Here is a 21,666-nt window from a genome sequence, read left to right as displayed (position 1 = left end):
ATTGACAAATGAGCGTAATAGATATTATAGGAAACACCCCTCTTATTAGATTAGATAGAATAAACCCTAATCCTAAGGTAATTCTCTACGGTAAATTCGAAGGAGCTAATCCAGGAGGCTCAATTAAAGACAGGACAGCGCTCTATCTAATAAAAGAAGCTGAAGAAAAAGGACTGCTTACAAAGGAAAAAATAATACTGGAACCAACCTCAGGCAATACAGGTATAGGCCTTGCAATGATTGCAGCTGCTAAGGGATATAGAATTAAGCTTGTTATGCCAAAATGTGTAAGCGTTGAGAGAAGAAGAGTTCTCGAGGCATTAAGCGCAGAGCTTATTTTAACGCCTGCAGAGGAAAGCACAGACGGTGCTATTAGGCTTGCCCATCAGATTTATGAAGACTCGCCTGATAAATACTTTATGCCAAATCAATTTGACAATGAAGCCAATATAAGGGCTCATTATGAAACCACAGCTCCTGAGATAATAGAGCAGACAAAAGGTGAGATTACTCATTTTGTGGCTGGAATGGGAACAACGGGAACACTTATGGGCGTAAGTAAGCGACTCAAAGAGTACAATAGCAGTATTCAGATAGTCGGAGTTGAGCCAGTTCCTGGCCACAGGATTCAAGGACTAAAAAATCTATCAGAGAGTATTGTTCCGAAAATATTTAATCCTTCAAGATTGGATGAAAAGATAAATGTTAATGACGAGGAAGCTTTTGATATAACAAGAAAGCTTGCAATGTTTGAAGGAGTTTTTGTCGGCATGTCTTCAGGTGCTGCAATGAGCGTGGCTCTTAAGAAGGCAAGCGAGATAAGAAGTGGTGTAATCGTTGTTATACTGCCAGATAGGGGAGATAGGTATCTGTCTACCTCCCTTTTTGCCTCAATTTGTAGTAAGTGTCCTCCTTAAATTAAGTCTTAATCTTGAGCTTTCCTTAATTCTTTAAAGAAATCTTGTAAAATCTTACGACATTCTTCTTCAAGAACTCCCGTTTTTAACTCAACCCTATGATTAAGTCTACAGTCTTGAAGAATTCTGTATAAACTTACAGCACCACCAGCCTTAGGGTCGTCACAGCCGTAGACAACTTTTTTTATTCTTGCATTCACAATTGCACCTGAGCACATTATGCAGGGTTCTTTAGTAACATATAAACTTGCTTCTGTAAGTCGCCAAGCACCGAGAATTTTTGAGGCTTCTCGTATGGCTAAAACTTCAGCGTGTGCTGTTGGGTCAAAGGTGGTCTCTTTTTGATTATGTGCTCTGGCAATAATGTTACCATCCACAACAATCACAGCACCAACGGGAATTTCGCCTTTTTTGTATGCTTTCTCTGCTTCTTTTAGGGCTTCTTTTAGGAAATATTCGTCAGAAGCCAGTTTGTCCACTCATCAATTCCCTGTCCTGTTTTACAGGATACTTCAAAAATTTTTATGTTTGGATTAAGAAATAGAGCGTCTTTCCTTATTTTTTCTAAGCTAACGTCAAGCAGATCCTTTAGGTCTACCTTGTTTATAATCAAAACCGAAGACTCCTGAAACATAAGAGGATACTTAAGGGGTTTATCGTCACCCTCTGTTAAACTCAGAATCATTACTTTAATGTCTTCACCAACTTTAAACTCAGCAGGACATACGAGATTACCAACATTTTCAATAAAAAGCATGTCTAAATCTTTCAGAGGCAAATCCCTTGCTGCATCGGCTATCATATTGGCATCTAAGTGACATGCTCCTTCTGTGTTAATTTGCACTACTGGTACTCCGAGTTTGTCAATTCTTTCAGCATCATTTGTTCCAGTTATATCTCCTTCAATGACGCCAATCTTTACCTTATCCTTCAGGGCTGCGATAGTTCTCTCAAGAAGTGATGTTTTCCCAGCACCAGGAGAACTCATGAGGTTTATTACATAAACCCCTGCTTCTTTAAACATTTTTTTGTTTTCTTCGGCAATTCTCTCGTTGGCATCGAGAATCTTTGTGGTAACCTTAATTTTCATTGCTTACCTCCATTTCTGTAATATTGAGCTCTTTCCCAGATATGAGATTAATTGAAAAACTCCCGCAGTGGGGACATTCAAAAAGAAGATAGTTCTCATTGCTTTCAAAGTTTTTTCCGCAATCCTTGCAAACAATTTTAACAGGTATTTCTTCGATTATTAAATTTGCTTTTTCTGCAACTGTGCCTTCCTTTAAAACATTGAAAGCAAAAAGCAGGGCATCAGTCATTATTCCTGTTGCCCTGCCTATTGATACCTTAATGGATTCTATTTTACTGTATCCATTTTTTGCACATTCCTGAACAGCAATATTTATAAGCTCTGTGGCTATAGATGCTTCATGCATCAGCCCTCTTGCTCCTTCTCCCGGGAAACCTCTTTTTCATAGGCCTCTTTACCAGCTTCAAAGGCTTTTGTAAGGGCAGACTTTTTTTCATCAAGAGTTTCCTTTGCTTTGTCAAAGGTAGACGTAATTTTTTCTCTGGCCTCCTTGATGTAAGCTTCTGCTTTTTCCTTTACATCCTCTGCTGTTTCTTTTATTTTTGCTCTTGTCTCACTTCCTGCTTGAGGCGCTAAAAGAAGTGCCAAACCAGCTCCTACAATTCCCCCCAACAAAAAAGATAAAAAAACAGATTTAGCGCTAAATCCTCTTTCCTCTTCCATTTTATTTCCCTCCTTTCTTTAAATTTTCAAAGAATACGGATGCTGCGACGGTTATTGCTGTTTTTAAGGCATTACCCTTTATGTTTACGGAATTCTTCATCCTTTCAACAGTTGCGATAAGTTCAGAAACGATGAAGGTTAGTTTTTCAATGGTTCCACCTAATTCTTTTACCTTTTCAGTAACCTTATTAATATCCTCAACGGAAGATTTAACTCCTTCAATTACTCTCTCTGTCTCGTGAATTGCAGGTTCGAGTCTTGTTTTTGTTGTATTAAGAAATTCCTTGAAAGCATTAATTCCTCTCCTTAACTCTACAGCAACAACTATAAGAAAAATTAGGGCTCCTATCAGGCTTAAGGTAGCAAGAAAATATCCTATGCTTAAAATAATAATCCACGTCTCACTCATTGTTTCCTCCTTTAAGAAAGGATAACATTTTAGATTTTATTGTGGCAAATTTTTTAGCTTTGCTCGGACGTATAAAATTCTCTGAGCTACAGTTATCCAGCTAAGGATGGTGAGGAATATAAGGGTTGTATATAGAAATCCCGTTAGACATCCCAATGCAATTAATATAAGTCTTTCAGGTCTTTCAATAATGCCGATTTTACAGGAAACTCCAAGACCTTCAGCTCTTGCTCTTATGTAGGAGATTAAAAAAGAGGCAATCATGCAGAAAAGAGTTAAGATTAGTCCTTCTGCATGATTGAGTTTCAGAAAATACCATGCTATACCAGTGAAGATAAATCCATCAGCTATTCTGTCAAGAGTTGAGTCAAGTAAAGCACCAAATTTGGTTGTCCTTCCATTCACTCTTGCCATAATTCCATCGAGCATATCAAAAGCTCCACCGGCAAGAATAAAAACGCCACCAAGAAATAGATTAAAAGGGATTACAAAGCAAGAACTTGAAGTTATAATCATGCCCATAAAGGTTATAATATTGGGATTTACAGGAAAGGCTTTTGCTAAAGGTGTAAGGGGTTTATCAAGAAGATGGCTGAATTTCTCACTTAACAAGCTATCTTTCCCTCTTTCCTTCTATAAACTCCTCCACCATATTTTTTGCCACTTCGTCAGGATACTGAACTCTTGGGTGTTTCATGAAATAGGCAGATGGCGAAATGAGAAGTCCGCCAGTTCCCCTGTCAAGAGCCAATTTACAACATCTTATGGCATCTATGACAACACCTGCACTGTTAGGTGAGTCTTCCACACTCAATCTGAGCTCTAAATTTATCGGCACATTTCCAAAAATTTCTCCCTCTATTCTTAAAAAGCATACTTTATTGTCGTTCATCCACGGTATGTAATCAGAAGGGCCAATATGAACATGCTCTGCTTCAAGTTCATGAGTTATCTGACTCGTTACTGCCTCTGTTTTAGAAATCTTTTTTGAGGTCAGTCTACTACGATTTAGCATATTGAGAAAGTCAGTGTTTCCACCAACATTTAATTGATAGGTATTTGTTATACGAACCCCTCTGTCCATGCAGAGTTTACTTAAAACTCTGTGCACTATTGTTGCTCCAATCTGGCTTTTTATATCATCGCCTATTATAGGAATTTTCTTTTCTTCGAATTTTTTTATCCATTCATCATCGGAAGCAATAAAGACAGGTATGCAGTTGATGAAAGCAACACCAGCCTCAAGCGCACACTGGGCGTAGTATCTGGTTGCTTCCTCTGAACCTACGGGAAGATAGCTTACTATTATTTCTGCCCCCGTTTCTTTTAAAACTTTTACCACATCTACAGGCTTTTCATCGGCAGGAATAAATCTCTTATCATCTGGGTAATCCTTCATGTGTTCAGCAACACCGTCAAGGATTGGTCCCATTGAGACTTTTACAGGATAATCTGGCAGGTTAGAATAGAAAATTTTGGTGCAATTAGGCTTGGCAAAGATAGCTTCTTTAAGAGGTTTGTTTACCTTTCTTTTGTCTATATCAAAAGCTGCAACTACCTCTATGTCTCCTGGAAGATAACCTCCGAGATTAAAATGCATCAATCCCGGAATTTTTTCCTCGCTTTTATAATTTTTGTAATACTCAATTCCCTGAATAAGAGCACTTGCGCAGTTTCCAAGTCCAACAATAGCAAGCTTTATTTTTCCCATTCTTATCTCCTTGTCCTTTTGGATGAAAAAATGCTAAAACAAAATTTTATAAACTAATAAATATCTTTATGTCAAGCCTTAAAGTGTTGATTTAATTGAGCATTGGATTTTACAATATCTTTTAAGCGTGGATACTACCACAAATTACATAAACAATTTTCTGAATTATCTCAAGCTTCAAAGAGGTGAGTCACCAAACACTATTAGAGCGTATAAAAAAGACTTGTTCGAATTTTTTCAGTTTGTAAAAACTATGCCAGAAGAAGTAGATTCCGTTGCTATTAGAGGTTTTATTTCAGAACAAATTTTAAAGGGCAATTCTAAAACAACGGTGACGAGAAAACTCTCATCAATTAGGTCTTTTTTTTCTTATCTTTACAGCGAGGGAATAATCAAGATTAATCCTGCAAGGGCAGTATCTTCTCTTAAAGTAAGAAGAAATCTGCCTAAATTCTTAACAATAGATGATACTTTCAAGCTTATCGAAGCCTCCTCAGAAGATAAGTTCATTGTCCAGAGAGACAGGGCTATGTTAGAGCTTCTTTATGGTTGTGGAATACGAGTTAGTGAGTTATGCAGTCTAAATCTGGAGGATTTAAATCTTAAAGATGGACTAATAAAGGTAAAAGGAAAAGGGCAAAAGGAAAGAATTGTTCCGTTAGGACAGAAGGCAAAGGAAGCAATAAAAAAATATCTTGCTATGAGACATATCTTGAGAATAAAAAAGAAATTTGCCACTCAGGAAGCTCCTCTTTTCATAAACAACAGGGGCAATAGAATCTCCGACAGACAGGTAAGAAGAGTGGTAATTAAATATGCTAAAGCAATTGGAATTCAAGAAAAAATAGGACCTCACACCCTACGACACACCTTTGCAAGTCATCTTCTCATGGAAGGTGCTGATTTAAGAGTGATACAAGAATTGTTAGGGCATTCGTCTCTATCAACAACTCAGATTTACACGCATATTGATTTAAAGCATCTAATGGAGATTTATGACAAATCCCATCCACTTAATAAGGAGGAAAACTAAATGGAGTTTCACGGAACGACGGTTTTATGCGTAAAAAGAGACAGTTCAGTTGTTATGATATCTGATGGGCAGGTAACTTTTGGAAATACGGTGCTTAAACATAATGCAAAGAAAATAAGGAAACTCTACAATGGTAAGGTTCTCACAGGCTTTGCAGGCTCTACAGCAGATGCTTTTACACTTTTTGAAAGATTTGAAGGCAAACTTGAGACATACAAAGGAAACATTCTCAGAGCAGCAGTAGAGCTCGCGAAAGACTGGCGAACTGACAAAATTCTCAGAAGACTTGAAGCATTGCTTCTTGTGGCAGACAAAGAGCATATCCTTGTTCTCTCTGGTAATGGTGATGTAATAGAGCCTGAGGAGGGAATTGCAGCAATTGGCTCTGGAGGACCTTTTGCTTATGCTGCTGCAAAGGCACTTTATGAAAATACTGAACTTTCTGCAAGAGAAATTGCAAATAAAGCAATGGAGATAGCTTCAAAGATATGCATTTACACAAACAATACGACTGTAATGGAGGAGTTGGAGTAATGGAAAATCTTACACCGAAGAGGATAGTTGAAGAGCTTGATAAATTCATAATTGGCCAGGAAGGTGCTAAAAAGGCTGTAGCCATAGCTCTTAGAAACAGATTTAGAAGACAGTTACTACCGAAGGAATTAAGAGATGAAGTGCTTCCGAAAAATATTCTCATGATTGGGCCTACGGGAGTTGGTAAAACGGAAATTGCAAGAAGGCTTGCAAAGCTTGTAAATGCTCCTTTTGTTAAAGTAGAGGCATCAAAATTTACTGAAGTAGGTTATGTTGGAAGAGACGTAGAATCAATAATAAGAGACCTCACAGAAGTATCAATGAACATGGTTAAACAGGAACACTCCCAGCGAGTTCAAGAAAAGGCTAAGCAGATGGCAGAAGAGAGAATTCTTGACATTCTTCTGCCTCAGCCAAGATACACAAGAGATATTAATGAGGCAGAGGAGAGAACTCGATATCAAGAGACAAGAGAAAAACTCAGGAAACAACTTCGTGAGGGAGCTCTTGATGAACGGTATGTAGAGATTGACTTGAAAGAAAAAGTGATACCCTTCGGAGTTATCTCAAACGTGGCAATGGAAGAGATTGAAATAAATCTCAAGGAAATGCTTGGAAGCTTTCTTCCAGAAAAAGTAAAGAGAAAAAAAGTGAAAATCGCTGAAGCCATAAGGATACTCACGCAGGAAGAGGCAAATAAATTGATTGATATGGAAAAAGTAACAAAAGAGGCTATCGAGAGAGTTGAGCAGACAGGAATAGTATTTATCGATGAGATTGATAAAATCGCCTCTCGTGGAAGCTCTTATGGACCCGATGTATCCCGAGAAGGAGTCCAGAGAGACTTACTGCCTATAGTAGAGGGTTCAACAGTAACGACTAAATACGGTCCTGTTAAAACGGACCATATACTTTTTATAGCAGCGGGGGCTTTTCATGTGGCAAAACCTTCTGATTTAATTCCCGAGCTTCAGGGTAGATTTCCAATAAGGGTAGAGCTTAGCTCTCTTGGGAAAGAGGAGTTTATAAAAATTCTTACAGAACCCGACAATGCTCTGATAAAACAGTATATAGCACTGCTTAGCACAGAAGGAGTTAAGCTTGAGTTTACTAAAGACGGAATAGCTGAAATTGCAGAAATCTCACAACACGTAAATGAAAAAACAGAAAACATAGGAGCAAGAAGACTTCATACAGTAATGGAAAAACTACTTGAAGACATATCATTTAATGCTTCCGAACTTACAGGACAGACAATTAAGATTGACGCAAAATTTGTAAGAGAAAAACTAAGTGAAATAGTCAAAAGTGAAGACCTCAGTAGATACATTCTTTAGTCTTAAAAAATATGGCTTAAGGCTGAAGATAGCTTTTTTGGTCTCTTTGCTTGCAATATCCTGTGCACCAGCAAAGAGACCATCTTCGGTAGATTATCAGCCCTCTGCAGAAGCAAAACGAGGAGTTGCCTCTTGGTATGGTGCGGAGTTTCACGGAAGACCAACTGCTTCCGGAGAGATATATAACATGTATGACTACACCTGTGCTCATAGAGAATATCCATTTGGAACAAGGCTAAAGGTGACAAATCTCAAGAATGGTAAAGACGTAGTATGCACTGTCAATGACAGAGGACCTTTTGTTCCAGGTAGAGACCTTGACCTATCCTATGCCTCTGCAAGAAAGATAGACCTCATAGGTTTAGGAATTACAGAGGTATTAATGGAGCCGATAGGAAGAGATTTAGCCTACGTAAGATATGTAAAATACTCACCTATTAATGGCCAGTTAACAATTCAGGTGGGAGCTTTCAGAGAAATTGAAAATGCCCAGAGGCTGAAAGAAGCCCTGAGCCTCAATTACAAAAATGTTTACATAATCAAAGCCTCTGTCAAAGGAGAAGTCTTCTACAGAGTAAGGGTTGGAAAATACAGAAGTTATGATGAGGCATACGGTGTTGCAAAAGCTATGGGACAGGAAGGCTACAGGGTTCTTATAACAAATTTTGAAGGAGGTCTTAGAGATGAAATTTGAAAGATTTGATGAGGTAGTAAAATTTCACGGACACAGCTGCCCCGGTCTTGCATTAGGTTACAGAGTTGCCCTTGCAGCCATAGAAGAGCTTGGTATAAAGAGAGCTGAAGATGAGGAAATTGTCTGCATTGTAGAAAACGACTCCTGTGCAGTAGATGCTATTCAGGTAATTACAGGTTGCACCTTTGGAAAGGGTAATCTTCTTTACAGAGATTACGGAAAACAGGTATATACGTTTTTTGACAGAAAAAAAGAAAAGGCTGTGAGAATTTCGATAGATTTCGAATTAACAGAAACAGATGAAGAGAAGGCCATATGGAGAAGATTTACCGAAGGAGAACGAACTAAAGAAGTTTTAGATTTCATCAATAGAAGAAAAGCTGAAAAAACAAAACAGATACTCAATGCTGATAAAGAAAAACTACTTAAAATATCCTACCCTTCTTTCAACCCACCTAAAGAGGCAAGAATATTTAAAAGCCTCCGATGTGAACAATGTGGAGAAAAGGTTGCCGAGATAAAGGCAAGGCTTTTGAACGGAAGAACTTTATGCATACCCTGTTTTGAGGCTATTCTATGCAAGAAATAGAAATTAGCCTTACAGGGATTGCCCATCTTGGAGAGGCTATTGGAAAATACAACGGAAAGGTAGTATTCGTTCCTTATGGTATTCCTGGAGAGACGGTTAAGGTTAGGATAATTAAAGATGAGGGAGATTATTGTAGAGGAGAAATCATTGAGGTTTTAGAACCATCCCTTTTCAGAGAAACTCCTCCCTGTGAACTCTTCGGTAGATGCGGAGGATGTAGCTTTCAGCATGTTGCCTACAGTTACCAAACAAAACTCAAGGAAATAGTAGTCATGGAACAGCTTAAAAGGATTGGTGGTTTTGAAAATCCCGAGGACTTTACAAATCTCACAATTTATGCTGAAAATCCTTACAATTACAGAAATAGAGGAGATTTCTCAATAAACAGAGAGAAACTTTTAGGCTTTAAAATAAGAGGCACCCATCGATTTATTCATGTCTCTTACTGCCACATAATGCATGATAATATTAACAAAATTCTATCTCTTATTCAAGGAAAAAGTCCTAAAAGAAAGACTCATAACATTACAATAAGATATGGCATAAACACCTCAAACTATCTTGTTCAGCCTGAAATAGACATAGAAGAACTGAAAACGGGACAACTATTCTACACGGAAAAACTCCTTGACAAGGAGTTTAGAATATCGGTGCCATCATTCTTTCAAGTAAACACCTATCAGGCAGAAAACTTAATTAAAACAGTATTGAACTACATTACCGAAGAGGACAAAACGGTTATAGATGCCTATGCAGGAGTAGGAACATTTACTGTTTTCATAGCCAGAAAAGCAGAGAGAGTAATAGCCATTGAAGAAAGTCGGTCAGCTTATAAAGATGCGCAAGCAAATATTAAGGATTTTGACAACATAACCTATCTATGTGAAAAGACAGAGGAAACGCTTGCGAGGGATGATATTAGCGCAGATGCGATAGTGATTGACCCTCCGAGAGTTGGTGTAATGAAAGAAGTTCTTCAGGCAATAGCAGAAAAAGGCATAAAAAAAGTTATATACGTATCCTGTGAGCCCTCAACCCTTGCCAGAGATTTAAAATATCTAAGAGAAAGAGGTTACAAACTCATAGAGGTTCAACCAGTGGACATGTTTCCTCAGACTTATCACATTGAAAATGTGGCTTTAATGAAACTTGAATAAATAGGAGGAGAGTATGGCTTTAAAAATCAATTTGCAAGAGGTAAACATGCAGCCTCATCCTAAATTTGAAGGCGTAAAGGTTGGATATGTTTCAACAAAAGAGAGGCATCCAGAGTTAAGCATAATTATTCTTGAAGTAGTGCCAGGAATTCAAATTCCTCTTCATACCCATGAAAGAGAAATTGACAGCATTTTCATATTGCAGGGCGAGGGCGAGATGTTTTTAAATAATGAATGGATAAGAATAAAAGCGGGAGACATTATAGTGGTAGGAGCCAATGAACTTCACGGATTAAAATCCACTGGCGAAATTCCACTAAAATCTTACGTAATTCATGCTCCTGCTCTTTGGTAAGATTGACAAAACAAACTCAAATAACTTTATAATTCATCAAATGGGCGATTAGCTCAGGGGGAGAGCGCTTCCTTCACACGGAAGAGGTCGTGGGTTCAAATCCCTCATCGCCCATTGATTAAACTCAATGGTTTCTGTCCATTATGAAATTTTGCTCCCATCAATTTCTCTGATTAAGTTTGAGTAAAATGGTTTTGTCTTTATCAAAGATTAAAATCGATGGTATATTTGTTACAGCAGCGAATTTATTATCTTTTAAATAAACTAAATCTGTAACTTCCCCAAAATTGTTGATATTTATGGTTGAAATAATCTTTTTATTGGAGGTATCAATTTTTAAAATCTTATTGAAAGAGTAGTTTTTAAAAGTTACAATTCCGTAAACAGCATAAATAGTTTTTCCATCAGAAGACCAGAAAAGTTTGTGAAGTAATTCTTGATTAACTTTATCACTTATCGTAACTACTTTCTTTAACTCAGCAGAGTAAATTTCGATTTTAATATAATGAGTTTTTTCATTTAAGGCTGACGAATATCCAAAAGCAATCATGTTACCATCCTTAGAGAAAGAAACATGATCAGGATAAGATGGAAATTTTATCTTTCTCTTTACTCTGAGATGGGAGTCGTAAATTATAACCTTTCTACCATCAAAATTAAGTATATCTCCTGATGGCGAGAAGAACAATTTTCCATTGAATTTTTTTATAAATTCGTAGTTTTTCGCACTATAAACTTTTGTTGTTTGGTCGTATAAGCTATAAATTGCCAAATTCTGAGAATTCTCCGAATAGTATATATCAAACCAATAGTAGTAGTTTTCTATTCGATATCCGGAGAGGTCAATTCTCTTGATGATTTCTCCATTGTCTAAATTAAAAACATAGACACCTTCTGAGGTTAATGCAGCTATATGTTTACCATCAGGGGAAATTTTAGCTTTATACAGTTTAGTGTTATCCGGTGGGGGAACAATAAAAACTTTTATTAATTTTCCATCTTTTGTATCCCAAAGTCTGAGAGTTTTGTCATAGGAGCTTGTAAGAAAGTATTTGCTGTTTTTATCAGCAGAAATTGATGTTATCAAAGAAGTATGCATATCTGTTTCTACTGTTATGATATTTTTTGAAAGGGTTTCAGCTGTTAAAGTAGTATTTAAAAAGAACGCTAAAAATAGAACAGTCTGAATGCTAAACCCAAATTTTTTCATTTTCTCAAGATTAGAGAGCATCTGCGATAAAACTCCTTAGTGGTAGCATTTTTATCTCTAACTCAGCTTCTTTATCTGAAGTGTTATTAGTTTTTTATGAGAAATGCTGTATTTAACTAAATTCATCATTTTTCTACCTCTGCTATGTAAACGTAGTAATTTGGAATAAATCCGAAGTATTCTCTTTTGTAAACTAAATAGAGTTTCATTCTATATCGTCCCTGCTTTAGTTCTTTAGCTATATCTATATTTTCATTTATTCCTGCAATATGGTAAAAAGGACCAGATTTTGTCATGGTTGTGAGTTTGAGTATTGAACCAATTTTAAGAGGCTCTTCTATAATAGCTTCTACCTGTCTATGAATCGGAGGCATTAGAGGACCGTAGGTGAACATCTCCATAGAAGATTCAGCACCATTAGGATAGCCTAAAATATAATCTTCAGGCTTCATTTTATTGAATTTTTCAATTTCATTCCTAAGCCTATCAATCTTATCCTCTTTATCCCTCTGCTGACTTGTCTCATATCTTTTTATCTCCATTTCAATCGCCCTGACAGTTGCTTTTATCAGATGCTCTTTTAGAGACATATCTTCTTCAACAGGCTTTGGTTTCTCCTCTTTTTTAGGGAAAAATTGAAAGTATGGTTCATCAGTGATGAGCGGGTAGATTGGATTTTTAACTGTTACTGTATATGGGAGTTTTGTATTTATCCCAAATTCTTCCTTTAAGTCATAGACAATTGTAGTTCCCTCAGAAATAAGTGCCTTACATCTGTCTGGCTTTTCCCTTATGAGCGTAATTTCATAGTGAGGCACTTCCCTGTCAAGTCCCTCTGATTTTTTAATAAGAGATTTTAAAGCTTTTTTATCTGTGCAGCCGTTTGAGCTCAGCTTGATTGAGAGTTTATGTTCCCTTAAATCTATTGCTCTTAAAACTACCACCCCCGTATCCTGAGCAAGAAAGCTGTATTTAGCTTGAGGCTTAATGTCTGAATTGGGGCTATTTTCTAATATGCCTCCCCACTCAACAGCTGTGAAGCCCTTTCTTACAGTTGTAATTATCGCAGGTTCTTCTAACTTTGAGGGAGTATCTGTTCCTTTGAAGTGTAGTATTACTCTTATGACTGTCTCAGGTTTTGGATTTATCTTAATGGTAAGATTTTCCTCTACGAACTGAGTATCCAGTGGTCTGATTTCGTAGTATGGAAATTGAGGAAGTTCATTAAGCCAGTATGCTTTGAAATCTCTAATCTCTCTTTTATTTAAACCAAATTTCGTTAGAGTTTCATCAAACCATCGGGAGAGTTCTTTATGACTTACTACCCATCCCCTTTGATATTCGGGAATAGGAGCATTCAAGGTTGTTTCATAAAAAAGATAGTTGTATTTACCGTTAATTTTACCATTCTTTGTTACATATACTTTCCATTTTTCTCTATACTCTGGAATTGTTTTTAAAACTTTGCCTTTAGGATTTATCTCAACTTCTACTTCTTGATTTTTGATTGGATAAAGATATAAAGCAGGTTTTTTTACTACAGGTGGCTCTGGAGCTTCCTTACATGGTATGAGTTTGTTTTTATGTATAGTGAAACATTCTATTGTAGGTTCTGTTGGACAACAGGCAGGGTCATTAGGTTTATGTTTAAGCATGTAAATCAATATCTCGAAGTTTTGCTTAATTAGTCCTAACTCTGGAGGACTATGCGCCTCTGGACTGTGCACTTGAATTTTCTTTATATTGATTCTGTCTCCAATGACTATTGAGTTTGTCTGAACCAAGCCAGAGCTTGTTGAAAGCAGAGCTGTAAGCTCATAGAAGCCTCCACTTCCTCCATAGTTTCCAACTGTAACAAGCACAGCATCATCCAAGCCATCTCCGTTTAAGTCCTTAATAACTATCTTTTCAATCGAGACATTTGCAAAATCTTGAGGAGATGTTCTACCGGAGTATTTTCCATCTTTGAGCTGAAAATGTTTTTCAGGGAAAGAAAGATATATATTGAAATTTTTGGCCATTTTTTCTACGTCTACTTGGGCAAAAGCAGAAACAGTTGAAAGAATAAAGGAAAATAGGATAAAAATAAAAAATTTGATAATAAAAACCTTTGTCATTTTAGCCCCCTTTTATATCATTTTTTTAAGCTATTCCTCCCGTTACTTATAAAGTTAAAACTTTTTTATTTCAATTCTATCAAATACATGAAGCCCTATCAAGTTATTTTTCACAGCTCCCTTCATATTCAGCTTTCAACTATAATAGCGGATTTCAACTTGCTTAGTTTTTATAGAATTACAAAAAATGGGGGCAAAGATAAAATAGATTAAGCTCTGTCGCAGGAGCGTCTTGAAATAAGCTCCCATGTTTCTTCATCTATGTCGTTCATATACTCGGAAACCTTAAATTCTGCTCCGCATTCACTACAGCAGAGCACTACTCTACTTCAATAGAAAAAAACTAAGATTTGATTTTTACAGTATTTACATTTCGCTTTTTTAAGAGCTTTTTTTCTCAAAAATAACTCCTTGAAAGACTTTTAGGGAACAACTTCTACATAAGTCTCTATAAAACTTCCTTTGTTTCCTGAAATTTCTATCTTATGATTTCCAGGCTTTGCAGTTATGGGTATTCCTGTTTCAATAAGGAAATTACCATTCGAGTCAGTCTTTATTACATCATCTCTTTCCGTTCCAAGGACTGCTTTCTCGTCTTCGCTTACAACGAAGACAATTTCGATTTCCTCCTGAGGTTTAAATCCCTTCCCTTCTATAGTTATTATTTCAGCTGGTTTACCCTTCGAAGGTTTTACAACTACAGTTGGTTCAGCGAAAGAATAGGAAAATATGCTTAGATTGATAATTAGCACCATAAGACTCTTTAAAAAAAAGTTCATCTTTTTCCTCCTGATTTTTCAAACAAAAATTTAGAAATAAACAATATGTCGCTCTTGAGAGTTTGAAAAATGTTATTATTTTCCCTTATCTTACTTTCATCTCTGGAGGCAGTAATTTCCTCGGAATATTTAATTTTAATACATCTCTGTAAAATTTAACAGCTCCAGCATGAAAGGGGACATTGCTATATTTAACTGCCATACCAAACATATCTTCAAAATCACCTTCTTTTAGGGTGGAGTTTGAGCCTGCAATTTTTTGTCTGTTTTCCCATACTGCCTTTACTATTTTGAATACAACATCCTCTGGCACGTCTTTATCTATAAAATCAGTTACTATAAAAGCGAGACTCATTTGGGGTTTTTTGACGCTTTTAAATAATCCTGCGGGAATTTTAATTGAATGTCCGTAGCCAGGATAGGTGTTATTGAATTGGTCAATCATCTGTTGTGTTACGGGAAGAATTCTTATGTCCATACTTGATTCAAGTTCAACTATTGCCTTGTCCCTAAAGCCTGATTTATACCAGCCTTTTACTGTTCCTGCTTTCATAGCATCTACACTTTCTGCAAGACTAATCATTTTGTAAGAGGGGTAGATATTTAAAGATTTAAAGAAAAAATCAACCAGTCTTCCCGTTGATGTTCCAGGATTCATGGCAAATTCAACTCCATTTAATTGTCTTATGTCAGTTATTCCACTTTTTTCTGAGACTATTATATGTATAGGAGTAATATAACCTCCCCACATTATTCGGAGATTTGGATTAGCTTTACCTCTATAATCGAGTAAACCAAGATAGTTAGCATATCCTGCAGTAATATCAGAAGGCCCCATATGTACTGTTTTCTTTTGTATACGATTAAGATTGTCAGTATATCCTCCTGTCTCTACAACTCTTATTTCTATTTCATTGGGATAAGCTTTGTTTACAACTCTTGCCATATCTGCGGTAATGGCATAAAGCCCAGAACGAACAGAAGTAGCACCCCATCTTAGAACTAACTTTTCCTTTGCATCAGATATCTGATAGTAAAGTATGGTAAAAGTGAAAGTTATAGCGACAAACAGTAGCATTTGAAGTATTCTTCTCATATTGACCCCCCAATTTTTTTTATTTGAAATGATAATATTAAGAGACAAAAAAGTCAACATTTTTGTTATAGAAAATCTCCTTTACTCCATATAGTCTCAACTGCCGAGTATCGAATTGCCCTTTTGATTACTTCTTCAAAGTTTATTGGGCTTTTACCTTTGACAGCAATGGCATACTGAAAGTTACCAAGAAGACGGGAATTAAGATAAAGGGGTTTAAGTGTCTCGGCTACAATTGCTTTTGTAGTTTTTGAATCTATGTTTATCGTTTGCTCATTCGGAAGTTTCAGCTGAAAACTAAGCGGCGTAACTCCTTCAAAGACTGTTCCTGGGAGGAGAGGCTCTGTGAAAATATGGACTTCACTGAAACCAACTTTTTTAAGGGCATAGTGAAGTGTCCAAGGTTTCCAACGAGTTACGTGATGGGGTGGGTAATCATTATACCACCACTTGTATTTTCTGTAACCTCTTGCTGTGTTTTCAAACTTGTAGAAGGGAGGACAGCTAAGTATAAGCATTCCTCCATCATTGAGTAATGAGAAAGCCTCACTTAAAAAATTAATGGGGCTAACTAAGTGTTCAAGAACTTCAAAGGCAGTAATCAGGTCATACTGTTTTTTAAGCTCTTCTGGCAATTGAGCAAAAGTATTTGCTTTAACAACATTTAATTTAAATTTTTCCTGGGCAATTTTAACAGCCTTCTCAGAGGCTTCTATTCCATAGACATCAAATCCCCATTTTCTTGCAATCAGCATAAAGAAACCAGTAGAACATCCTACATCAAGAAGTTTTCCCTTTGGAATCTGAGTAAGCAGAGGAATTAAAACATTAAACCTTGGCAAGTTACTCCAAGACTCTATCTCTGCTTTTTCATCCTTTATCTCTTGATAGGATTCATAGGCAAGGGATGAACCGAATTTCAATAGATTATCATAATCCTTTTCATAGGCTTTTTCATAATCCATTGTTTTCATTGGATAGGCAAAATGAACACCGCAAGATGGACACTCGAAAATTCTTGAAGAGTTGATTACTTCAAAAAGGGGTATTTCTCCCTCAAAATCGCAAACTATGCATTTTGAAGGTTTCTCGTATTCTTTCTGAATGAGCAACTCAGCATCTTTTAGGGCAAAGTAAATTACCTTTGGAGGTATTGCCGAAATACAGGGACTATAAAACTGTCTTTTTACCTGTGCCTCAATGCATGGTTCATTTATGGCGTGTCTCATACAGGGAGACACACAGGTATCACCTCTGTAATTTGGTGAAACAGGAATTACAGTAGGATAATTTCCAACCCTCAATTCAGCATCAATAGGACCAGCTACAAGCACAGTTGGTTTTTCAAGTCCAGCTGCAATGTGAAGTGTTGCCGTGTCTGCCGTAATCACTGCATCAGAGAGGGCAACAGAGGCAATCAAGTATCGAATATCTTTCATAAAAACTGATAGATTTGCAGCCCTAATCCCATAGGCATCAAGGGCTGTCTCAACAGTAATATCCTCTTCGGGAAGCGAACATATGACAGGCACATATTCATCCCATATTAAGTCCTCAATCTCTTTTAGAAGCCTTGGCGGAAGGGTTCTATGGACTGAAGAGGCAAGATAGTGAAAGAGCAAGACCTTTTTTCCGCCCGATGCTTCTCTAATCTTATCGAAAGCCTCTTTCATTTCAGTAAAAATATTCTGGTCAACAATCACATCAGGAGTTTCCTTCTCAGCTTTATATATGTAAAGTTTCCAAAGATAGTAATCAACAAGGGAGAGGTTGTCAAACTGGGGAGTATTAACCATTTCAATTACTTTTACAATATAGTCTGCCCTTGAAACTTCTTTAAATGACACTGGCATAGGCAGGAGATTGTCAATATAGGGAAGTCCCTCAAGAACAGGTCTTGCCCTTCCTGAAATTGTTACATTCAGGGTCATCTCTGGATACTTTTTCTTTATCTCCCTTAGGGCTGGAGTCATGCATAGGGCATCACCGAATGCAGCCTGAGCAATAACGAGAAGGGTTTTACCATTTAGGTTTTCACCTTTGTAAAAGGGAGGAAGGACACTGTGAGCCTGCTCAAAGAGGTTTCTTATGTTTTCTGGCATGAGATTAAAAACATCATCGGCAAAGAGGAATTTATCGCCCGGCTTTATGTTGAAGTCGTATCCGTTGAAACTTAAGTCAAACTTTGTCTTTGCTTTCCATACTTTCATTTATGAGACCTCACTTTTTTATGAGTTCTTTAAAGCTGTAATGGTCATCTTCGAGAAGAATCTGCACCCCTATCTTCTTATTTTTATTTATCACAAACGGAGATTTAAGATTTGCTGCTACTCCGTCCTCGTGTTTTAGAAGTGAGACATATATCTCAAGTTCTTCCTCACTTTTGGCATCAAGTACTGTTACAATTTCATCGTTTAACTCAAAACTATACTCTGGAAAATATTTAAACGGTGAAATAATGAGCATGGCTATATCTGTATCATCAATCGCTATAAGCCATTTTACTGGCTCAATTAAATCTCTTATTATAAATCTATCAAAGGGCACACCGGGTATGCCGAGGGGAAAATGAATTATCTCATTTTCTTCAATCTGTATTTCTCCGAATCTTTCTGATTTAAGGGTTATCATTGCCTGTCTCCTTGCTTTGATATACTTCGGTCTTTTTCAAAGAAGTTTCAGAATTAAAGATTAATTCATCAAGTTTGAGTTCTTTCGCTGTGGTAACTGCTTCTATATTGCTCTCTCTTAGCTTTTCGTAGAGTTCTTCTCTGAATATTGCTATCCCCTTCGGTGCTTCTATGCCTATTTTTACTTGAGAACCATCAACGCTGACTATCTTGATAACTATACTATCGCCAATTCGGATTGACTGACCTGCTTTTCTCGTGAGAACTAACAATTAATTTATCTCCTTTAAAAATTTCTCCTTAGATAATTTATATGACTTAAACAAAAAATGCAACTCTCAGCTCAATGAAATTTTATCTTCGCAAGTCAGGTAAATTGAAATTAATCTCTTCTTAAGGTATATTAAATCTATGAGACTAAAAGAGAAGTTTTCCGCACAAATTTTTCTTTATGCCATAGGTTTTGCCCTCACAACAATAGAATTACTTTTGAATGTCTATGGTAAAAGCATTTGCAGGACTGAGGGATGTAGAATTGTTGAAAGCTTTGTAAGGGGTGGGGAAGCTATCTTACTTTTGGGAGGAGTTTTGCTGTTTGGAGCTCTAATTTTTCTTACATTCAGTAAGAAGTTACAGTCTCTACATTCAATTTTGCTAATATCTGCTCTTTCCGTGGAGGGATATCTATTAGGTTTTCAGAGTTTTATACTTAAGGAGTTCTGTTTGTTTTGTATTACTATTTTTGTAATTCTTTTCTTCTCAGCATTAATTAGATTTCTCCGGGGTAGAAGAGAACTTGCTTATGCCTTTATTAGCTTTATTTCGGTGTTTTTTATTACTTATATTGTCAATCCACAACTGAATGAAATACCCTCTTCAAAGTATGTGCTTGTTTATTCAAGTAATTGCCCTAAATGCAAGGAAGTTATTCAGTATTGTGAGCAAATGTCGATACCTGTTCAAAAAATTGATGTAAAGGAAGTTACAGCTATACTAAGAGCTTTAAATATAAACTCTGTTCCCATATTGTTTTGTGATGAAGGGGTGGAGAAGAAATTTATAGTTGGAGCAGATAAAATAAAAAACTATCTTCTTGTAAAAGCTGTTCCTAAACAGGAGGCAGGAGAAGTGTGTCCAATATTTTCACCTGCCGATTGTAAGTAGTTAATTAACAGCGAAGCTTCTTCATTTTTAATCTTCCCTGTAAAGCTTGCTCCATAGGTCTTCGTAATAGAAAAGTTTTTTGAAAAGCCACATTCTGTTGTTTAAATTCCAATCAATAGTTATTTTTAATCCTGACTCAAATTTTGTGGTAGGTGTCCAACCGAGTTTGTTTTTTATTTTTTCACTGCAAATGGCAAATCTTTTCTCGTGTCCTGGACGGTCAGGAACAAATTTGATTAAGCTTTCTGGCTTGTCAAGTAATTTAAGAATATGCTTAACAATATCGATGACCTGAAATCTCTCTCCACTTCCTACATTAAAAACTTCTCCTGGTTTTCCTTTTTCTAAAACCGCAAAAACCGCTCTTATACAATCGCATAAGTATAACCATTCACGAATTATGTCTCCTGTTCCATATATAGGTATCGGTTCGTTTCTCAAGGCTTTTAGAACGGTCATAGGTATGAGTCTCTCAGGATTTTGCCAAGGGCCATAGATGCTACATAGCCTTAAAGTAATCACAGGTAATTGAAGAGCTCGCCAGTAAACCTGTCCGAGCATGTCAGCAGAAGTCTTACTTACTGCATAGGGAGAACGAGGATTAAGGGGACAGTCTTCATCTCTTTCTCCTTCTTTAATCTCACCATATTCTTCATAAGAGGTGATATTTATAAATTTCTTAACATTGAATTCTCTGGCAAGTTCAAGGAGATAGATAGTTCCAATGATATTAGTTTCCATAAATATGCTTGGTTCAATTACAGACCTATCTATGTTTGTCTCTGATGCAAAGTGTAGAACTGCTTCAGGAGAGTGTTTTTCAAATATTTTTCTCATCTCATCTCTGTCAAGGATATCGGCATTATAGAAGTCAAGCCTATCCTGAATAGGTTTAAGTCTCTCAAGGTCACCTGCATAGGTAAGTTTGTCCACCACAGTAACTTTCCAGCCCTTTCTGGCTGCTAATCTTACGAAATCACTACCTATGAAACCAGCACCGCCTGTTACAAGGACTTTCATTATGAGTGCCTCCTAAGACTTTTTTGTTATTATACCAAAATTTAGAGGGTATATTTTAAAATATTTCTATAGAAGACTTCATAAAATAACAGAAGGAGGTGCTACCTATGCCCATCTATGAGTACGAATGTCTGAATTGCAACAAAATTCATGAGTTTATCCAGAAGTTTAGCGATGAGCCCCTGAAAAGTTGTCCTATATGTGGAGGAGAGCTGAGAAAGTTAATCTCTCAGTCTTCTTTTATTTTAAAGGGAAGTGGTTGGTATGTTACAGACTATGTAAGAAAAAATAATTCAAATAATGGCTCAAACGGAAAAAAGTCGAAAGATACAGAAAAAACAAATGTTTCACAAGAAAAATCTGATGGAAAGGTAAATTCATAGATGATTATCAAACCTCATGTCCATATTCCTTACCGTAAATTTTATGACTATATTGATATTATTCAGAGGGAGAAATTAAATCTTGAGATATATTTTGACGGAGTAAGCCTTGATGAGATTGATAAAAAGGCTATATTAAGGCTCAAAGATTCTCTCTCTTATAATCCTTTTCTGTCTTTTCATGGTCCATTCTTGGACCTTTCACCCGGTGCTGTTGACCCAAGAGTAAGAGATATAACTATTGAGAGATTTAATCAGGTCTTGGATATTGCTGAAATTCTCTATCCTAAGTGTATAGTTTTTCACTCTGGCTATGATAAATGGAAATATGCCTTTAAGGTTAATATTTGGCTTGAACAGAGTCTTTTTACATGGGAGAGGATTTTAAAGAAAGCGGAAAGTTTAAAGATAAAAATTGCCATAGAAAACATATTTGAAGAGGAACCGGAGAGTTTAAAATTGCTCATGGATAAATTTTCTTCTCCTTTCTTTGGTATTTGTTTTGATACAGGCCATTTTAACTTATTTTCAAAGAAAGCTCTCGAAGAATGGATATCAACGCTTGGTCCTTTCATATTTGAATTTCATCTCCACGACAACAACGGCGGTTTCGATGAGCATCTATCAATAGGCAGTGGTTCTTTTGATTTTAAAAAACTTTTCAGTCTCTTCGATAAGAGAGATTATGTCTACACAATAGAAGCTCATAATGCTGAAGAAGTTTTCAAAAGTATAAAAAAATTCAATGAATTGATTAATTTAGATTAACTGTGTTATT

General features: G+C 36.5%; 27 protein-coding genes and 1 tRNA gene. 12 read left to right on the top strand and 16 right to left on the bottom strand.

Going from position 1 to position 21,666, the window contains the following annotated elements:
* Nucleotides 1-8: 8 nt before the first annotated feature.
* Nucleotides 9-917 carry a PLP-dependent cysteine synthase family protein gene (locus tag ACZ430_RS02225; protein ID WP_297211547.1) on the top strand — a complete coding sequence of 303 codons (909 nt, stop codon included), beginning with the start codon at nucleotides 9-11 and terminating at the stop codon, nucleotides 915-917.
* Nucleotides 918-925: 8 nt separating this feature from the next.
* Here the strand turns inward: ACZ430_RS02225 and tadA are convergent, their stop codons facing one another.
* From tadA to ACZ430_RS02190, 7 genes are read right to left on the bottom strand one after another with little or no spacing between them, the layout of a single operon-like run.
* A complete protein-coding gene (gene tadA / locus ACZ430_RS02220; protein WP_464910643.1) occupies nucleotides 926-1,396 on the bottom strand; it encodes a tRNA adenosine(34) deaminase TadA in 471 nt (156 codons plus the stop codon).
* Entirely contained in the window at nucleotides 1,363-2,007 is a 645-nt protein-coding gene (hypB, locus tag ACZ430_RS02215) for a hydrogenase nickel incorporation protein HypB (RefSeq protein WP_297211543.1), read from the bottom strand. The genes tadA and hypB overlap by 34 nt, the downstream gene beginning before the upstream one ends.
* Nucleotides 1,997-2,353: a hydrogenase maturation nickel metallochaperone HypA gene (hypA, locus tag ACZ430_RS02210; protein WP_297211542.1), complete on the bottom strand. Its 357-nt coding sequence runs from the start codon at nucleotides 2,351-2,353 to the stop codon at nucleotides 1,997-1,999. Before hypA ends, hypB begins: the two co-directional genes overlap by 11 nt.
* Nucleotides 2,353-2,670, bottom strand: coding sequence for a YtxH domain-containing protein (locus ACZ430_RS02205; RefSeq protein WP_297211540.1), 318 nt, complete (start codon nucleotides 2,668-2,670; stop codon nucleotides 2,353-2,355). Before ACZ430_RS02205 ends, hypA begins: the two co-directional genes overlap by 1 nt.
* 1 nt (nucleotide 2,671) lies before the next feature.
* Nucleotides 2,672-3,079 (bottom strand): DUF948 domain-containing protein, encoded by a 408-nt coding sequence (locus ACZ430_RS02200; protein WP_297211538.1) that lies wholly within the window; start codon nucleotides 3,077-3,079, stop codon nucleotides 2,672-2,674.
* A 36-nt stretch (nucleotides 3,080-3,115) separates the two neighbouring features.
* Complete coding sequence (locus tag ACZ430_RS02195) at nucleotides 3,116-3,691, bottom strand: CDP-alcohol phosphatidyltransferase family protein (protein WP_297211536.1); 576 nt, start codon at nucleotides 3,689-3,691, stop codon at nucleotides 3,116-3,118.
* Between the two features lies 1 nt (nucleotide 3,692).
* Complete coding sequence (locus tag ACZ430_RS02190) at nucleotides 3,693-4,790, bottom strand: inositol-3-phosphate synthase (protein ID WP_297211534.1); 1,098 nt, start codon at nucleotides 4,788-4,790, stop codon at nucleotides 3,693-3,695.
* 127 nt (nucleotides 4,791-4,917) lie between these two features.
* Here ACZ430_RS02190 and xerC point away from each other — a divergent pair, with 127 nt between their 5' ends.
* From xerC to ACZ430_RS02150, 8 genes are all read left to right on the top strand, one after another.
* Nucleotides 4,918-5,823 (top strand): tyrosine recombinase XerC, encoded by a 906-nt coding sequence (xerC, locus tag ACZ430_RS02185; RefSeq protein ID WP_297211532.1) that lies wholly within the window; start codon nucleotides 4,918-4,920, stop codon nucleotides 5,821-5,823.
* Nucleotides 5,824-6,357: an ATP-dependent protease subunit HslV gene (hslV, locus tag ACZ430_RS02180; RefSeq protein ID WP_297211530.1), complete on the top strand. Its 534-nt coding sequence runs from the start codon at nucleotides 5,824-5,826 to the stop codon at nucleotides 6,355-6,357.
* On the top strand, nucleotides 6,312-7,694 hold the full coding sequence (hslU, locus tag ACZ430_RS02175) for an ATP-dependent protease ATPase subunit HslU (RefSeq protein ID WP_464910642.1): 1,383 nt from the start codon (nucleotides 6,312-6,314) through the stop codon (nucleotides 7,692-7,694). Before hslV ends, hslU begins: the two co-directional genes overlap by 46 nt.
* The gene (locus ACZ430_RS02170) at nucleotides 7,666-8,388 is read left to right on the top strand and encodes a septal ring lytic transglycosylase RlpA family protein (protein ID WP_297211526.1); all 723 of its coding nucleotides are present in this window, start codon (nucleotides 7,666-7,668) and stop codon (nucleotides 8,386-8,388) included. The genes hslU and ACZ430_RS02170 overlap by 29 nt, the downstream gene beginning before the upstream one ends.
* Nucleotides 8,378-8,977, top strand: coding sequence for an FmdE family protein (locus tag ACZ430_RS02165; protein ID WP_297211524.1), 600 nt, complete (start codon nucleotides 8,378-8,380; stop codon nucleotides 8,975-8,977). Before ACZ430_RS02170 ends, ACZ430_RS02165 begins: the two co-directional genes overlap by 11 nt.
* A complete protein-coding gene (locus ACZ430_RS02160; protein ID WP_297211523.1) occupies nucleotides 8,965-10,134 on the top strand; it encodes a class I SAM-dependent RNA methyltransferase in 1,170 nt (389 codons plus the stop codon). Before ACZ430_RS02165 ends, ACZ430_RS02160 begins: the two co-directional genes overlap by 13 nt.
* A 13-nt stretch (nucleotides 10,135-10,147) precedes the next feature.
* A complete protein-coding gene (locus tag ACZ430_RS02155; protein ID WP_297211521.1) occupies nucleotides 10,148-10,489 on the top strand; it encodes a cupin domain-containing protein in 342 nt (113 codons plus the stop codon).
* Between the two features lie 42 nt (nucleotides 10,490-10,531).
* Nucleotides 10,532-10,603 (top strand) — tRNA-Val (locus tag ACZ430_RS02150).
* A gap of 46 nt (nucleotides 10,604-10,649) precedes the next feature.
* On the opposite strand, the gene ACZ430_RS02145 is transcribed toward ACZ430_RS02150, so the two are convergent.
* The 8 genes from ACZ430_RS02145 to csrA form a co-directional block, all read right to left on the bottom strand.
* Nucleotides 10,650-11,699, bottom strand: a complete 1,050-nt coding sequence (locus ACZ430_RS02145) for a WD40 repeat domain-containing protein (RefSeq protein WP_464910641.1) — start codon at nucleotides 11,697-11,699, stop codon at nucleotides 10,650-10,652.
* 125 nt (nucleotides 11,700-11,824) lie between these two features.
* A complete protein-coding gene (locus tag ACZ430_RS02140) occupies nucleotides 11,825-13,816 on the bottom strand; it encodes a hypothetical protein (RefSeq protein WP_297213646.1) in 1,992 nt (663 codons plus the stop codon).
* A gap of 209 nt (nucleotides 13,817-14,025) precedes the next feature.
* Nucleotides 14,026-14,136, bottom strand: a complete 111-nt coding sequence (locus ACZ430_RS02135) for a hypothetical protein (protein WP_440871040.1) — start codon at nucleotides 14,134-14,136, stop codon at nucleotides 14,026-14,028.
* Nucleotides 14,137-14,238: 102 nt separating this feature from the next.
* Complete coding sequence (locus tag ACZ430_RS02130) at nucleotides 14,239-14,595, bottom strand: hypothetical protein (RefSeq protein ID WP_297213644.1); 357 nt, start codon at nucleotides 14,593-14,595, stop codon at nucleotides 14,239-14,241.
* 85 nt (nucleotides 14,596-14,680) lie between these two features.
* Nucleotides 14,681-15,691, bottom strand: coding sequence for a TAXI family TRAP transporter solute-binding subunit (locus ACZ430_RS02125; protein ID WP_297213640.1), 1,011 nt, complete (start codon nucleotides 15,689-15,691; stop codon nucleotides 14,681-14,683).
* A gap of 65 nt (nucleotides 15,692-15,756) precedes the next feature.
* Entirely contained in the window at nucleotides 15,757-17,901 is a 2,145-nt protein-coding gene (locus ACZ430_RS02120) for a methyltransferase domain-containing protein (protein WP_297213638.1), read from the bottom strand.
* A gap of 10 nt (nucleotides 17,902-17,911) precedes the next feature.
* A complete protein-coding gene (gene fliW / locus ACZ430_RS02115) occupies nucleotides 17,912-18,322 on the bottom strand; it encodes a flagellar assembly protein FliW (protein ID WP_297213635.1) in 411 nt (136 codons plus the stop codon).
* A complete protein-coding gene (gene csrA / locus ACZ430_RS02110) occupies nucleotides 18,309-18,593 on the bottom strand; it encodes a carbon storage regulator CsrA (RefSeq protein WP_297213633.1) in 285 nt (94 codons plus the stop codon). Before csrA ends, fliW begins: the two co-directional genes overlap by 14 nt.
* Before the next feature lie 139 nt (nucleotides 18,594-18,732).
* On the opposite strand from csrA, the gene ACZ430_RS02105 reads away from it, so the two are divergent.
* Complete coding sequence (locus tag ACZ430_RS02105) at nucleotides 18,733-19,485, top strand: vitamin K epoxide reductase family protein (protein WP_297213630.1); 753 nt, start codon at nucleotides 18,733-18,735, stop codon at nucleotides 19,483-19,485.
* Nucleotides 19,486-19,512: 27 nt separating this feature from the next.
* On the opposite strand, the gene ACZ430_RS02100 is transcribed toward ACZ430_RS02105, so the two are convergent.
* A complete protein-coding gene (locus ACZ430_RS02100; RefSeq protein ID WP_297213627.1) occupies nucleotides 19,513-20,505 on the bottom strand; it encodes a dTDP-glucose 4,6-dehydratase in 993 nt (330 codons plus the stop codon).
* A 107-nt stretch (nucleotides 20,506-20,612) separates the two neighbouring features.
* Here ACZ430_RS02100 and ACZ430_RS02095 point away from each other — a divergent pair, with 107 nt between their 5' ends.
* Both ACZ430_RS02095 and ACZ430_RS02090 read left to right on the top strand, forming a co-directional pair.
* A complete protein-coding gene (locus ACZ430_RS02095; protein ID WP_297213624.1) occupies nucleotides 20,613-20,888 on the top strand; it encodes an FmdB family zinc ribbon protein in 276 nt (91 codons plus the stop codon).
* Nucleotides 20,889-21,656 (top strand): sugar phosphate isomerase/epimerase family protein, encoded by a 768-nt coding sequence (locus ACZ430_RS02090; protein ID WP_297213621.1) that lies wholly within the window; start codon nucleotides 20,889-20,891, stop codon nucleotides 21,654-21,656.
* Nucleotides 21,657-21,666: the final 10 nt, after the last annotated feature.

The sequence above is a fragment of the Thermodesulfovibrio sp. TK500a genome, from assembly GCF_055381765.1.
Note: the sequence above shows the minus strand (reverse complement) of the source record. Positions and strands in the feature narration are given on the sequence as shown.